Below are 15,908 nucleotides of genomic sequence, written 5' to 3' on the forward strand. Positions count from 1 at the left end.
GAGCGGCATGGCAGTCATACATATTGATGGAACCACTGTCGAAGTAGATAGCGCAGATAACTTGCTACAAGCCTGCTTATCACTCGGCATTGATGTGCCGTATTTTTGTTATCATCCAGCCCTTGGCTCAGTAGGCTCGTGCCGTCAGTGCGCGGTCAAGCAGTTTCAAAATAAAGAAGATATGGAAGCAGGTCGTGGTCGTCTTGTGATGTCATGTATGGTCGCTCCGGGCGATGACATGTATATCTCTGTCACTGACGATGAAGCCAAAGCATTCCGCAAGTCGATGGTTGAGTTACTGATGACCAACCATCCACATGACTGTCCAACTTGCGAAGAGGGCGGACATTGCCATTTGCAAGACATGACCTATATGTCAGGTCATAGCCGTCGTCGTTATCGCTTTACCAAACGCACGCATCATAACCAAGAGCTTGGCCCATTCATCGCGCATGAGATGAACCGCTGTATCGCTTGCTATCGCTGTGTCCGTTTTTATAAAGACTACGCAGGCGGCGAAGATTTGGGTGTTTACGGCTCAAACAATCGCGTCTACTTTGGTCGTGATAAAGATGGCCAGTTCGAAAGCGAATTCTCAGGTAACTTAACGGAAGTATGCCCAACGGGTGTCTTTACCGATAAAACGCACTCTGAGCGTTATAACCGTAAATGGGACATGCAGTATGCGCCAAGCATCTGTCATGGTTGCTCAGCAGGTTGTAATATCTCACCGGGTGAGCGTTATGGTGAATTACGCCGTATTGAAAACCGCTATAACGGTGAAGTAAACCGCTATTTCTTATGTGACCGTGGCCGCTTCGGTTATGGCTATGTCAATCGTGACGATCGCCCAACCCAAGCGCTTGAACGTATCAACGATAAGCATGTCAAAATCAATATTGACTATGCACTCGATGAGACCATCAAACGTATCAAAGATAAAAAAGTCATTGGCATTGGCTCACCGCGTGCCAGTTTAGAAACCAACTTTGCGCTAAAAAACCTCGTTGGCTTTGATAAGTTTTCAACGGGTCTCAATCATCAGCAGCAAGCACTGGTCAATAAATGCATCGAAGTATTAAGTACTGATGGTATTTATAACCCAAGCATGACTGATATCGAAAGCTATGATGCGGTGCTGGTATTGGGTGAAGATATCACGCAAACCTCATCGCGTGTCGCGTTGTCAGTACGCCAAGCGGCAAAAAACGAAGGCTTGAAAATGGCAGCGGTGTTGCAAACGCAGCCGTGGCTTGCAGAGCCTGTTAAACGTATTGCTCAAGATGCGTTAAGCCCAGTTTATGTCATCGATGTAGTGCAAACTAAGCTAGAAGACATCAGTAAAGTGAGTGTGGTGGCGACCCCTGAAGATATTACTAAACTTGGTTTCAAAGTGGCTGATGAAATTGTCAATTTCGCTGATGATTTATCAGAAATCGCAGATCCACAAGCAGCTGAGCAAGATGTCAATACTGATACTAGTACTAATGCCAGTGCTGAGACTGACGGTATGCAAGCATTAGCGAAGCAAATCGCTTATGACTTGATTCAAGCGGATAAGCCATTGGTCATCTCGGGTAGCAGCTTATCGTCTACCGTATTGATCGAAGCAGCGGCGCAGATTACTCAAGCATTGACCCAAAAACGCTCAGCCATTAAAGCGACTGAACAGCAGCAAGTGGACACGTATAATGCTCAAGTCCGTGATGAGCAAGCGCAAATAGAAGATAAAGAGCTATCCGCTAAACCAAACAAACCTGAAACTGGTGTTGATACAGAAACGCAAGACAATGTAGAACGCGCTCCTGCTAAAAAACTTGAACTGAAAGAAGTAAATAATAAATATCAGGCACAAGCAGGTATTTACCTAACGGTTACCGATGCCAATAGCATGGGTGTTTGCATGCTTGGCGGTCAATCAGTCGAAGAGCTACTGGCGACTGATTTTGATGTGGTTATCGTTGCTGAAAATCAGCTGACTGATGCCATTGATGCCAGTAAGTTGACTCAACTATTAGCCGACAAAACCGTCATTGCGCTAGATCATCAGCTGCTTGATTGGCATAAAGATGTCGATATCGTATTGCCAGCAGCAAGCTTTGCTGAAGCGGATGGTACGCTGATATCGGCTGAAGGTCGTGCACAGCGCTTCTTCCAAGTTTACGACAACGAATACTACCATCCAATGAGCAGTATCAAAGAAGGCTGGCGCTGGTTACATGCCGTGCATAGCAGCATAGAAGGTCGTGATGTCGATTGGACGCAGCTAGATGACGTTATCAATGCTTTGATCGCCACCCATCCTAAGCTTGCTGGTATTAAAAATGCTGCTCCTGATGCCGATTACCGTATGACTGGTCTGAAGATTGCTCGTCAGCCGCGCCGTTATTCAGGCCGTACCGCCATGCGTGCGCCGATATCTGTGCATGAGCCGATGCAGCCAAAAGATTTAGACACCGGTTTGACTTTCTCAATGGAAGGTTATAGTGGTAAAGAAACACCAAGCTCGATGATTCCTTTTGCCAATGCGGCAGGTTGGAACTCACCGCAAGCGTGGAATAAATACCAAGACAAGGTCGGTGGTCATCTAAAAAATGGCGACCCAGGTGTGCGCATGTTTGATCAGCTAGACCGTCTGGCCACACGCCAATATGTTGCACCAGAGGCTATGTCTGCGACGACGACGGATATGCAGCAAGGACAAGCAAAGCTTGTGCCTATCCATAATATTTATGCCAGCTCTATGATGGCGTCACGTAGCCCAGTGGTTGCGGAGCAACTGCCTGTTGCTGCATGGCGTATCGGGATGGATGATGCTAGGGACTGGAACATTGCTAATGGTGATTACTTAGCGATTGAAATCAATAAGCAACAAATTACCTTACCAGTACAGATTGTCGGTTATTTAGCAGAAGGCTGTATCGGTTATCCAGTTGGGCAGGTGAGTATTATTCATCCATCAATGCCAGCGTCGGTTCGCAAAGTGGATGCACCAGTAACGATGATGGGTAGCATGGCTAACGATATGATGAACAATAACGATGCTGCGCAAATGAGCACAGCACCGACCACCACACAGGAGGTGTAATATGCAAGTTACCCGTATTATCCTGATGTGCCAAGCTTCTTGGCTGGTAGCATGAGCTTTGATGCTTGGTCAATTTTATTTATGGTCGGGCAATCACTGGTCATCTTCTTGGTCGTGGTTATGGTTGCCGCTATGATGATTGTCTATGAGCGCCGCATGCTAGCTTTATGGCAGGACCGTTATGGTCCAAACCGCGTCGGACCCTTTGGTTCGTTGCAGCTGGTTGCTGATATGCTCAAAATCTTCTTTAAAGAAGATTGGACGCCAAACTTTACCGATAAGTTTATGTTTACCTTGGCACCTGCGGTCGCGATGTTTACCGCATTGGCCTCATTTGCCATTATTCCTATCTCGCCAACGCTTGGCGTGGCTGATTGGGATATCGGTATTCTGTTCTTCTTTGCGATGGCAGGTATTGCTGTCTATGCCGTGATGTTCGGTGGCTGGGCCTCTGCTAACAAATTCTCGTTACTTGGTGGTTTGCGCTCTGCTGCACAGACGATCAGTTATGAAGTATTCTTGGGCTTATCACTGATGGGCGTAGTGGCATTAACCGGCTCATTTAACTTGCGCGCCATTGTTGAGGCGCAAATCGACGGCTGGTATATCATTCCGCAGTTTTTCGGCTTTTTGACCTTTGTTGTTGCTGGCGTTGCAGTCACCCATAGACATCCATTTGATCAGCCAGAAGCAGAGCAAGAGCTGGCTGAAGGCTATCATGTTGAATATTCTGGCATGAAATTCGGTATGTTCTTTATTGGCGAATATGTCAACGTTGTACTGATTTCTGCCTTGATGACGTGCTTATTCTTTGGTGGTTGCTTGCGCCTTTTAACTTAGATATTCCATTTATTCCACCAGCTTTTTGGTTCATGATTAAAACGCTGTTCTTTATGACCATGTTTATTTTGGCTCGAGGCTCACTCATGCGTCCGCGTTATGATCAAGTGATGAACTTTGGCTGGAAAGTTTGTCTGCCAGTAACGCTGATTAATCTGTTGGTTACTGCTGCGGTCATTTTGATCTTTTCTCCAACGTTGTAATCATCACTAGTAGCCATCACTAGCCATCATTGATGAACTAGGGTAAAGCTGATAAGGATAATAATCCCATGTTTACTACCATAAAAAAGACCGTCATTGGACTATTTACCATTGTCCGCAGCATGTGGATGGTCAATAGTCATGCGCTCAGACCGCGTGACACCATCCTTTATCCTGAGGTGCCGGTACCTGTGCCACCGCGTTTTCGTGGACGTATTGTCCTAACGCGTGACCCTGATGGAGACGAGCGCTGTGTGGCTTGTAACTTGTGTGCGGTGGCCTGCCCGGTAGGGTGTATCTCCTTACAAAAAGCGGAACGTGAAGACGGTCGTTGGTATCCAGAGTTTTTTCGAATTAACTTTTCGCGCTGTATTTTTTGTGGATTGTGTGAAGAGGCGTGTCCAACGACAGCCATTCAAATGACGCCTGACTTTGAGTTGGGTGAATATAAACGCCAAGATTTGGTCTACGAAAAAGAGCATTTGCTCATTTCAGGGCCGGGTAAATATCCTGATTATAACTATTATCGTGTGACGGGTATGGCGGTAGCGGACAAACCAAAAGGCGCAGCACAAAACGAAGCTGCACCGATTGATCTAAGGAGCTTGCTACCATGATGAATATTTTGAACCATCCTGAACTGGCTGGGTTTTATTCGCTTGCAGCAGTGGCCATATTTGCCAGTCTGCGCGTCGTGACTCAGGCCAATCCAGTGCATGCTATCTTATCGATGATTGTGTCATTACTGGCAATCGCAGGGATATTTTTTGTACTAGGTGCGCCATTTGCTGGTGCGTTAGAGATTGTCGTCTATGCCGGCGCCATTATGGTGCTGTTCGTCTTTGTCATCATGATGCTGAACTTAGGTATGAGCAATGATGAGCGCGAAGAACGATGGCTTGATGCGGGCACTTGCGCTACCGACAGGGTTAACGATTATTATCGCGGTTGTGCTGTATGCGATGATTGGTATGGGTCATGACGAAGCGGCAATGATTGGTGGCTCGACAATATCTGCCAAAGCAGTCGGTACGGTGCTATTTACTAAATATGTGATGTTGATAGAAGTGGCGGCATTGCTACTGCTGGCAGCCTTGGTCGCCGCTTATCATTTGGGTAAAGAGTCTATCGCTGATGAGGTTACTGTCAATGCAAACCACAGTAATGATAGTCAAGGATCTAATGCTAATGTCGCAAGTATCAAACACTACGATGATCACGGTATGCCTATAGATGCTGACGCGGCGAAAATGGCAGAACCTTACGAATATAAAGATGTTGACCCGCATGACTATGTAAGTATGAATGCAGGTACGCAGCTGGGTGTGAATAAAGTCACGCGCAAGGAGTCAGACTAATGGTACTAGCAGCGAGCGTGGCACAAGATGTGTCAAACGTGCCGTTTGCCCACGAGGTAGCCGGCTTAGTACAGCCGGTTGCTGAGGCGCAGAATATACTGGGCATGATACCCATGAGCCATGGACTGATTTTGGCAGGTATCTTATTTGCCATTGGTCTGTGCGGCGTCATGGTACGACGTAACTTCCTATTTATGCTAATGAGCCTTGAGATCATGATGAATGCAACAGCATTAGCATTTGTGGTGGCAGGTAGTCGTTGGGTCGATCCAGATGGGCAGATTATGTTTATCTTTATTTTGACCTTGGCAGCAGCAGAGGCCGCCATTGGTTTGGCAATATTATTGCGGTTTTATCATCAGCGTGGGCATCTCGATGTCGACAGCGCCAATGAGATGAAAGGATGATGTCATGAGTTTATTACCATTAACCTTTATATTCCCGCTCGTTGGCTTTTTGATTTTAGCCTTTATGCGCGACAAGCTAACAGAGCAGGTGGCAGCGATTGTCGGTGTCGGTAGTATGCTGTTATCAGCACTATGCACGCTAATCGTTAGTTATACTTTTTTAACCAATAATCCAGCAGGAACAGTCATAGAGATTCCGCTTTGGACATGGTTCCAAGTCGGAGATTTTGCCCCAAGTTTCGGTCTGAGCTTTGATGGTTTGGCACTGACGATGACGGGTGTCATCACTGGAATTGGCTTTTTAATCCATCTCTTTGCCGCTTGGTATATGAAAGGCGACACTGGCTTTGCCCGCTTCTTTAGCTATATGAATTTGTTCGTCGCCAGCATGTTATTGCTAGTATTAGCAGATAACTTGTTCTTGCTTTATCTTGGCTGGGAAGGCGTTGGTATCTGTTCGTACTTACTGATCGGTTTTTATTACCATGACCGCGCCAATGGTCTTGCAGCGATGAAAGCCTTTACGGTGACGCGCGTGGGTGATGTATTCTTAGCCTTCGGTCTGTTTTTATTATTCCGTGAATTCGGCACGCTTAATATTCAAGAAATTATTACGCGCGCGCCGGAAGTGTTTGATATCAACAATCCAACGATGATGTTGACAACCATGATGTTGGTTGGCGGCGCGATGGGTAAATCAGCCCAACTGCCATTACATACATGGCTGGCTGATGCGATGGCAGGTCCGACGCCAGTATCAGCGCTCATTCACGCGGCAACGATGGTAACAGCAGGTGTTTATTTAATCGCTCGCTTACATCCATTGTTTGAGCTGACCCCTGGTATTTTATTATATTGGGTCGGCGGCGTAGGGGCGTTGACGTTGGTCGTTGCTGGATTCTGTGCACTGGCACAAACTGACATCAAACGTATTCTTGCTTACTCAACGATGAGCCAAATTGGCTATATGTTCTTAGCACTCGGCGTTGGCGCGTGGCAAGGCGCTATCTTCCATTTGATGACCCATGCTTTCTTTAAAGCCCTGTTATTCTTATCATCAGGTGCCGTCATCCTTGCGGTACACCATGAGCAAAACATCTTTAAGATGGGCGGTCTACGTAAAAAGATACCATTGGTATTTTGGTGCTATATCGTCGGTGGCGGTGCACTTGCGGCAATACCTTGGGTCACGGTCGGCTTTTATTCTAAAGAAGCGATTCTTTGGGAGAGTTATGCAACAGGTCACATGGTTTTATTCTATATGGGTGTGTTTGGTGCGTTCTTAACCGCGCTTTATACTTTCCGTATGATTTGGATTATCTTCTTTGGTGAAGAAAAGACGCACGCGCATAAGTTATCTGGTGTGTCGTATTGGCTGCCACTTAGTGTGTTGCTCGTATTATCAACGGCAGTGGGTGCATTTATCACTCCGCCATTACAAGGCGTCTTGCCAGAGAGTGTTGGGCATTTATTGGAAGTCGCTGGTCAAGCGCATGGTAAGCATACGGCTGAGTTTATCGCCATGGGTGCGATGCTGGCTGGTCTAATAATAGCGGCGCTATTATATGTGGTGGATAAAGGTCGCATGCTCACCCGTTTTAAGCGCTCACGTGTTGGTGGGGCGCTATATCACTGGTGTTATCATGGTCTAGGTTTTGATGCGCTATACGATGTAATTTTTGTAAAACCCTTTTTGTTCATCGGCCGCTTATTTAAAGCCGACCCTATCGATAAAGCGTGGCTACTATTACCTAAGCTGGCATCAGCGGGCAATAGAATGTTGTCTGCGACGCAAACAGGGTCACTTCGAGGTTACGCTGCAAGCTTTGGCTTGGGCATGGCTGTATTACTAGTGCTGGTAATGATGACGGTGGTATAAGATGATTGAGTTACAACAAACGTGGATGCTACCAGCATTAATTGCAATTCCCTTTATTGCCGGGTTGTTATGTTGGTTGGTCGAGCGCTTTAATAAACGTCTGCCGCGCTGGATTGCCTTAATCGGTATGACGTTGACCTTTGCGTTGTCGCTAGTGCTATGGCAATACGGCGATTTTAGCGGTATGAGTAAACAAGTGATTGCGCCAGATGCAAATGTGCCTTGGGTAGCGGAGTTCAGTGTGCCATGGATACCGAGTTTTGGTATTAGCTTCCATTTAGCGATGGATGGCTTGTCACTGATGATGGTGGCGTTAACAGGATTGCTCGGTATTGCTGCTGTGGCTTGTTCGTGGAATGAGATTCAGCGTCGAGTCGGCTTTTTCCATCTCAACCTTTTGTGGAGTTTGGGCGGCGTCATTGGTGTTTTCTTAGCCATTGATCTGTTCTTGTTCTTCTTCTTTTGGGAGATGATGCTGGTTCCTATCTACTTCTTGATCGCGATTTGGGGTCATGATGTGGTTGGCAAAACCAAGGAATACGCAGCGACTAAGTTCTTTATTTATACCCAAGCATCTGGGCTTATTATGCTGGTCGGGATCTTGATATTGGTCATTATCAGCTACGCTCAAAAAGGGGTGGTGAGCTTTAATTATAATGATTTGCTCGGTACGTCACTTGGCGGCTGGGAATATCCGATCATGCTGTGCTTCTTTATTGGCTTTGCGGTTAAGTTGCCGATTATTCCGTTCCATGGCTGGTTGCCAGATGCGCATGCACAAGCACCAACGGCAGTTCGGTGGATTTGGCAGGGGTTTTGATTAAAACCGCAGCTTATGGCTTGATTCGTTTCGTGTTGCCATTATTTCCAGCAGCATCACAAGATTTTGCGCCGATTGCGATGACCTTGGGTACGATTGGTATCTTCTATGGTGCATGGCTCGCCTTTATGCAGACCGATATGAAGCGTTTGCTGGCTTATACCAGTATCTCGCATATGGGCTTTGTGGTATTGGCGATTTATGCAGGCACTTTATTAAGCTTGCAAGGTCTGATGATTCAGATGCTCGCACATGGCTTAAGCTCAGCAGCGCTATTCATTATGGCAGGGCAGTTATATGAGCGTCTACATACGCGTGATTTAACCTTGATGGGTGGTATGTGGGGTCAGTTCCGTTACTACGCACCGATACTGATGTTCTTCTGTGCGGCATTGCTCGGTATTCCGGGCACAGGTAACTTCATCGGCGAGTTCATGATTTTATTTGGTGCTTTTGCTCAGTATCCAGTATTTGTGGTCTTTGCAACATTCAGTCTGGTACTAGCAGGGCTATACTCGCTTATTTTGATTCACCGTGCATTATTTGGCAAAAACAACATCGAAGCAGTCGCCATGCAAGAAACCAAAGCACATGGTTTGCCTACGCGTCCATTAAAAGATTTGGGCAAGCGTGAGTTGTCATTGTTATTGATGCTCGCTGCAGGTTTGGTATGGCTTGGTCTATATCCACAGCCGTTCCTTGATACTTCAAGTCATGCGATGCAGTGGATCAATAATGCTTATATATACAGTCAAGTCACACAAGTAGATGCGTCGCAACTGCTTGATGCAATGGAGGCACGTTAAGTCATGAATGATATTACGATGAATGATTTGATGGGATTGTTGCCTTATGCGCCAATCATTGCCGTCGTTATTACGGTATTGGTGGTCATGATTGCCATCGCAATTAAACGCTCACATATGGTGACTGGTACGATAACGGTCGTCGGCTTAAATATTGGTCTGTTTACGCTCATTGGGCAAATGACAGGTATGGTGAATAGCGGTACTCTCGTACCAAACGCTGAGCAGTTATTTGTTATTGATAACTTTGCTCAGTTTAATATGGTGATTATTTTTATCTGTGCCTTGGCTTGTTGTACGTTATCTTATGCGTATTTGGCCAACCTCAAAGATAATAAAGAAGAGCTATATTTGCTCATGTTGCTATCGACGATTGGTGCTTTGCTGATGGTCAGTGCTCAGCATTTAGCGTCATTCTTTATGAGCTTAGAGATGCTGTCTATACCGCTATACGGCATGCTGTCATATACCTATATGCGCAACCGCTCACTAGAGTCAGGGCTGAAATACTTGGTGCTGTCAGCGACGGCATCGGCGACATTACTCATGGGTATGGCATTTATCTATGCCGAAGTAGGCTCGCTCGCCTTTAAGCCAATCAGTATGGTATTGGGTGATGTTTTTGAGTCGCCACTTCTGATACTTGGTGCGGCGATGATGATGTTCGGTATCGCCTTTAAACTGTCGGCGGCTCCTTTTCACATGTGGACACCAGATGTATACGAAGGCGCTCCAGCACCAATCGCTACCTTTTTAGCATCGGTATCAAAAGTAGCTATGATGGGCTTAGCGGTTCGTTTCTTAATCGATACGTCTTTATTGGCCTTACCATCGGTGCAAATGCTGTTAATGGTCATGGCAACTTTATCTATCTTAGTCGGTAACTTATTAGCAGTACGTCAAACCAGCCTCAAACGCCTATTGAGTTATTCATCCATTGCCCATATGGGTTACGTGTTGATTGTCATCGTCAGTATCGGCGCGGCAGCGGATAGTATCTCTAGTATGTATATGGCTGTTTATGCATTAACCTCTATCGGTGCCTTTGGTGTTGTGACCTTGATGTCGAGCCTTATCGTTTATCTGGTGAGGCTGATGAGCTGACTCATTATCAAGGGCTGTTTTGGCGTCGTCCAGTACTGACCGCTGTGATGACTATTATGATGTTGTCATTGGCAGGTATTCCGTTGACGGCTGGTTTTATTACCAAGCTATTTGCGATATTGGCAGCGGTACAAGGAACCAATTGGTTCTTAGCAGCGATGATTATCTTGGGTAGTGCGATCGGCTTATTCTATTATCTGCGCGTAATGCTCACCCTCTTTAAACGTCCTAAACAGTTCATTGAGTTTGACGTTTCTAGCCAATGGGCGATGCGTACTGGCGGGATTATGGTTATTGCGGTAACTGCGATGATTATCTTCTTTGGTATTTTGCCAAACAGCATGATTGAATGGGCAAGTCTGGCACGTATTTGGTAAATAAAAAGGGTAAGTAGGGGTATGCTGATACCGCTGCTTATCTGTTATTACGGTCAGAAACCCAAGATGCGCCAGCTTTATGATAAGCTTGGCGCATCTTTTATTGTGTGTCGTTCAAAGTTTTGATAAAAATAATGATTACTAAAAAGTGAGTCGATAATTCTTATGAGTGATAATATTCAGACAGTAACCGTGCTTAGTAAGACCACGTGGACACCAAACCTATTTAGCTTCACTGTCAGCCGTCCTGATAGCTTTAAGTTTACTGCGGGTCAATTTGTACGTTTGGGCGTCAATCCCAGTCAATTAAAATATTATAAACAGCAGCGTGCAGCAGGTAATGCCGCCGCTAATGAAGAACAGAATGAGAAACTAAACGAAGACATCTTTCGGGCTTATTCCATCGTCTCTTCGCCGTTTGATGAAGTATTAGAATTTTTCTCTATTGTGATTCCTGATGGTGCATTTACGTCGCAGTTGCAGCATTTAGAAGTGGGCGATGAGCTACTACTCAATACTATGCCGTTTGGTTTTTTGACGTTAGCACGTTATCAAAAGCCTTTACCAAAAGATTTATGGCTGCTCGCGACTGGAACGGGCTTGGCACCATTTTTATCAATGTTACAAGATTTGCAGACGTGGGAAGATTACGAGCACATCATATTGGCTTATAGTGCGCGCTCGATAGAAGAGCTTGCCTATATTGACAAGATTGAAAGCTTGCAAGAAGATTTTGGTTCTCTGGTTGATAATCCTGCAAAATTAATCTTTATTCCCATCGTTACCCGTGAACCTGTCGAAGGCGCCCTGACAGAGCGTCTGCCCAAGCTGCTGCTGGATGGCACGCTACAAGAGCGCGCAGGGATAGCCTTAGATATTGATAGCACGCACGTCATGTTATGTGGTAATCCAGACATGGTGGAAGACACCAAAGAAGCGCTCAAGACCTTAGGTCTGGTGATGAATCGTCGCGGCGAGGGAAATATTGCAGTAGAAAATTACTGGTAGTTGCATGATTGATGACGGCACGCTTTAGAAGCCATTGAAAATTTGCTTGATAAAAAAGCGCTGACGCTAAAAGACAAAAATAGTCTCTAAGTGTCAGCGCTTTTTTGCTAACTAAAAAACGTCATTTTTATACTGAGGGATTTATACTTGACTCGGTTCAGTCGCATCATCGATTGGATTAATAGGGCCTTGCATCAGCTCAGGCTCATCATCATCGCCGATAATATCTTCGTTACTGCTGGCAGCCAATAAATCACGATAATTGATTTGAGTTTTCAAAATCATTTGCTCTTCTTCAAGTTCGCCATAGTTGACTTGAACTTTATGCAAAGTGCTCATGATTTTTTTGTTCTTTTTTAACCAGCGATTGATATCAAGGTAGATAACCTCGTCTTTTGCACGGGCGATATTGATATAAGAGAGAATAAAGCCTAAAGGATCTTTTTTCAGAATAGTGTGATAAAACCAAATAAACAGTTTGATACCTTGGCGCTTAATAAACGACTCACAACGTAGATTTAGCACATCAGTATAAGTCTGTTGACCAAAGACAAATCGCTGGACGTTACGGTCAAGCTGTACATGAATCAAACTAAAATTACTCGCCACCTCTGCATAAATGCCACCAGCATCGACCGTACAGTATAAGCGGAACCAGTCATCATGCATCTCAACACGTAGCTCTAAGATGGCTTTTACATTATCAGTGACGAACTTCTGCAGCGCATCATTGACATAAATCTGTGCCACTGGCAGCGACAACTCATCTTCGAATTTATCAGTCGTTCTATGATATATCTGTTTGATTGATTGGGTAAGGCGCTCCCAACCATCGCTAAATGATTCGTCGAAACGATAGCCCATATTTTCAAAAAATTCATCAAAATTGTCTGAATTATCCCTGTTATCAAAATCACTCAAACTTATTATCCTTATAATTATAGGGGAGGTAGCTGACTCAATGGCATAAAGAGCGACTGATTAAAAAATGACAGACAGACTGTTCTTTAATGAAAGCTGGCTAGTGGTCATTGTATGCGTTTTTGCTAAATCAGCCCTGTCTATTTACGCCTGTTTAACCCGCCCTAATGACACAAAAATTATAAAACAGTATATAACAAATATGATGGCTTCAAAATGGACACATGGGTTTTGTCGCAAATCATTTAATTGGCAATGCTTATATGTTCAAAATGCGGTCTAGCGATGACATAACCGTATTGGTGTTATATCATTTTTGCTGGTTACGCTCGTCAATAAATTGACCAAAGGAGATAAGTAATGTGTGAGCGGATTAAAATAAGTCGGCAACGGTTGTGCTAGCGACAGAATTCTATGTCATGTTATGATAGCGCCAGCATAAATCCTGCCCATTATCATAACGCTTATTACTTGCTGTCTTGTATTTATAAGCTCATATTCATAAGCTGAGACCATTGTGGCCTATATCAAAGATTCACAAAGCTATCATTTTTCCGCGCAAGCACCTAAGCGGGATGTTAGTTTACCAGTGGCTATCGTTATCGCTGTGGCCGTACACGCCATTATTATTTTTGGTATTGGCTTTTCGATGGGCAAAGATCCTGCAGCAATGATGCAAGATGTGGCAAAAGCGCTAACCGACAATATGCAGCCAAATGAAGACGCTCACTTTATTGCTAATGCCTCCCAAGAAGGTGGCGGCACAGTGGAGGAGCAATTAAGACAAGAGAACGACCAAATCAGCATTGTCTGCTGAGCAAATAAGTGAGACGCAAGATGTGATTAGCCTGCAGCGTCAAGTCCGCCAGCAGCATTATCAAGAAAGCTATCTGCGTACCACCTTAAGCTGGCGTCAAGCGAGCGTGGAGTCTGATAATGATAGCAAGCAAGCACAAGATGATATGATGGCGCAAGAAGAGCGTCTGCGTAAACAAATTGCTACTTTAGAGACACAGCTGTCTCAACGTCAGCAAGTCTATGCAACCAAATCAAAAGTCGTGACGGTCGATAGCAACTCGACGACGCGTGGTGCCGCGGCTGATTATATTAATACCTTCCGTGAGCATGTCGAACGCATTGGGAATTTGCATTATCCCATGCAGGCGCGGGCACAAGGTATCACGGGCGAAGTGCGCCTTATGGTCATCATTAGTAGTGATGGTAATATTAAAGCCATACGTCTGCTTGAAAGCTCCAACTCCACATTACTAGATGAAGCAGCAAAGCAATCGGTACGCCAAGCAGCGCCCTTTGGTAAATTCACCAAAGATATGGAAGATATCGTTGAGCTACGTTTGATACGTACCTATCGTTACAGCGATAAAGTGGATGTTACTTATTAGGGTGAATTCAATATATAGATGATAAGCGTTAGCTACGCTGCAAACAGATAAGATACCAATATTTATAACAAACGAATACCACACACCGCTATAAAATAAAGAGTCAGTATGGAATTTTTAGGTTTTACAATAGATGTTGCCAACTTAACCAGTAATGCATTAAGCTTGGTCATTAAAGTTGCGCTAGCGATATTAATATTCGTCGTAGGTCGCTGGCTTGCCAAAAAGGCAGTCACCGTTGCTCACAAAATGATGTTGCGTAGTCGCTTAGATGATACCGTTGCGAACTTTTTAGGTCGTCTAATCTACGGAGTGTTACTGGTCGTGGTTGCATTAGCTGCCTTGAGTAAGGTTGGCGTACAGACTACCTCAGTCGTCGCTATATTGGGCGGTGCTGCAGTAGCCATTGGTCTGTCACTAAAAGATCAGTTGTCTAACTTTGCCGCTGGCATCATGATTGTGACGTTTCGCCCCTTTGTGCGCGGCGATTATGTGCAAATCAGCAGCTACACAGGAACCGTAACAGAAATCACTTTGGTCAATACCCACCTGACGACGATAAACAATCACGATATCATTATCCCAAATAGTGATATTACGACTTCAGCTGTGACGAACTATACGGCGCTACCCAACCGCCGTGTCGATATCACGGTCGGTATTGGCTATGATGCCGATATCAAAACTGCCAAAAACGTGATGCTGAATTTGGCAAAAAATAATCCGTTGGCCTTTACTGACCCTGAACCTATCGTACGCGTCACCAATTTGGGTGATAACTCAGTAGACTTGACGCTCAATATTTGGACAACCAATGCTGACTGGTGGACAATGCAGTGTGATTTGCTGGAGCAATTCAAATACGCCTTAGATGATGAAAAAATCGACATTCCATTCCCGCAGCGTAATGTCCATGTTAAAGGACTGGATCAGATGATTAATCAGATGAGTCAAGCACAAAAGCTACCGATGACCAAAGACTAGTCGCTAAGAATTCGAACTAAGTATAAGGGTTTGGAAGGCTGAGACCTGCTAAAATCTCAATTTCAAACCGTTCCATCTCATCTTGCTCGGCTTGTCCAAGCTCATGATCAAAACCCAATAAGTGCAGCACACCATGTATCAGTAAATGGCTAATGTGCTGTGCGGTTGTTTTTTCTTGCTCTGCGGCCTCACGTACTATGACGCCATGACAGATGACCAGCTCACCGAGAGGTAGCGTTGGCATCAGCTCAATAATTGCGGCTGGCAGATCACTTGGATAAGATAAAATATTGGTCGCATAATCCTTACCGCGAGCTTCCAGATTTAATGCCTGACCCTCAATTTCATCGGTAATGTATATATCTAATACTTTAGATTTCTCTTGCCACAGCTCAGGATCGATATCTACAAAATAGGGTAGAGTTAGGCCTTCTTTGATACGCTCATCGATATAATCCAACGCTGCCATCATCACAGACTGTAAGTGCTTACGATCATAAAAAGTGTCTAGTATGTCATCATCAATACTACTGGTGGCACTGATATCAAGTGCTGCCAAACTGGCATCATCGCCAGCACGCTCATTAGCATCATGGTTGTCAAAGCTGTTGTTACCCTTCTCTTGCTCATGCCATTATCCTTTTACTTTATTGTAAGATGGTGTGCTTTATCATCTGATAGAACTTATGACTAAATCTAAAAAGCTCTCG

At 44.9% G+C, this 15,908-nt stretch carries 10 protein-coding genes and 4 pseudogenes; 12 read left to right on the forward strand and 2 right to left on the reverse strand.

Annotated elements, in window-relative coordinates; all coding sequences use genetic code 11:
- Window positions 1-7 precede the first annotated feature (7 nt).
- The 9 genes and pseudogenes from nuoG to TT12_RS01730 all read left to right on the forward strand — a co-directional run bounded on the left by nuoG (window position 8) and on the right by TT12_RS01730 (window position 11,890).
- Complete coding sequence (nuoG, locus tag TT12_RS01690; protein ID WP_045451654.1) at window positions 8-3,088, forward strand: NADH-quinone oxidoreductase subunit NuoG; 3,081 nt, start codon at window positions 8-10, stop codon at window positions 3,086-3,088.
- A 51-nt stretch (window positions 3,089-3,139) separates the two neighbouring features.
- A pseudogene (nuoH, locus tag TT12_RS01695) lies at window positions 3,140-4,131 on the forward strand (NADH-quinone oxidoreductase subunit NuoH).
- Between the two features lie 68 nt (window positions 4,132-4,199).
- Window positions 4,200-4,748: an NADH-quinone oxidoreductase subunit NuoI gene (nuoI, locus tag TT12_RS01700; protein ID WP_045444743.1), complete on the forward strand. Its 549-nt coding sequence runs from the start codon at window positions 4,200-4,202 to the stop codon at window positions 4,746-4,748.
- A pseudogene (nuoJ, locus tag TT12_RS01705) lies at window positions 4,745-5,489 on the forward strand (NADH-quinone oxidoreductase subunit J). Before nuoI ends, nuoJ begins: the two are co-directional and overlap by 4 nt.
- Window positions 5,490-5,587: 98 nt before the next feature.
- The gene (nuoK, locus tag TT12_RS01710; protein WP_045445153.1) at window positions 5,588-5,896 is read left to right on the forward strand and encodes an NADH-quinone oxidoreductase subunit NuoK; all 309 of its coding nucleotides are present in this window, start codon (window positions 5,588-5,590) and stop codon (window positions 5,894-5,896) included.
- Window positions 5,897-5,900: 4 nt separating this feature from the next.
- A complete protein-coding gene (gene nuoL, locus TT12_RS01715) occupies window positions 5,901-7,775 on the forward strand; it encodes an NADH-quinone oxidoreductase subunit L (protein WP_045451657.1) in 1,875 nt (624 codons plus the stop codon).
- Between the two features lie 472 nt (window positions 7,776-8,247).
- A pseudogene (locus TT12_RS01720) lies at window positions 8,248-9,401 on the forward strand (NADH-quinone oxidoreductase subunit M).
- A gap of 3 nt (window positions 9,402-9,404) precedes the next feature.
- Window positions 9,405-10,882 (forward strand): annotated as a pseudogene (locus tag TT12_RS01725) (NADH-quinone oxidoreductase subunit N).
- Between the two features lie 165 nt (window positions 10,883-11,047).
- Window positions 11,048-11,890: a ferredoxin--NADP reductase gene (locus tag TT12_RS01730; RefSeq protein WP_045451661.1), complete on the forward strand. Its 843-nt coding sequence runs from the start codon at window positions 11,048-11,050 to the stop codon at window positions 11,888-11,890.
- Between the two features lie 141 nt (window positions 11,891-12,031).
- Here the strand turns inward: TT12_RS01730 and TT12_RS01735 are convergent, their stop codons facing one another.
- Entirely contained in the window at window positions 12,032-12,811 is a 780-nt protein-coding gene (locus TT12_RS01735) for a hypothetical protein (protein ID WP_045451664.1), read from the reverse strand.
- 517 nt (window positions 12,812-13,328) lie between these two features.
- Here TT12_RS01735 and TT12_RS16070 point away from each other — a divergent pair.
- From TT12_RS16070 to TT12_RS01745, 3 genes are all read left to right on the forward strand, one after another.
- Window positions 13,329-13,628: a hypothetical protein gene (locus TT12_RS16070; RefSeq protein ID WP_243443230.1), complete on the forward strand. Its 300-nt coding sequence runs from the start codon at window positions 13,329-13,331 to the stop codon at window positions 13,626-13,628.
- On the forward strand, window positions 13,618-14,214 hold the full coding sequence (locus TT12_RS01740) for an energy transducer TonB (RefSeq protein ID WP_243443231.1): 597 nt from the start codon (window positions 13,618-13,620) through the stop codon (window positions 14,212-14,214). The genes TT12_RS16070 and TT12_RS01740 overlap by 11 nt, the downstream gene beginning before the upstream one ends.
- A 108-nt stretch (window positions 14,215-14,322) precedes the next feature.
- Complete coding sequence (locus TT12_RS01745) at window positions 14,323-15,198, forward strand: mechanosensitive ion channel family protein (RefSeq protein ID WP_045451667.1); 876 nt, start codon at window positions 14,323-14,325, stop codon at window positions 15,196-15,198.
- Between the two features lie 16 nt (window positions 15,199-15,214).
- Here the strand turns inward: TT12_RS01745 and ybeY are convergent, their stop codons facing one another.
- Window positions 15,215-15,757, reverse strand: coding sequence for an rRNA maturation RNase YbeY (gene ybeY / locus TT12_RS01750; protein ID WP_045451669.1), 543 nt, complete (start codon window positions 15,755-15,757; stop codon window positions 15,215-15,217).
- Window positions 15,758-15,908 lie beyond the last annotated feature (151 nt).

Origin of the sequence: Psychrobacter sp. JCM 18903 (genome assembly GCF_000586475.1) — a bacterium.
Taxonomy (GTDB): Bacteria; Pseudomonadota; Gammaproteobacteria; order Pseudomonadales; family Moraxellaceae; genus Psychrobacter.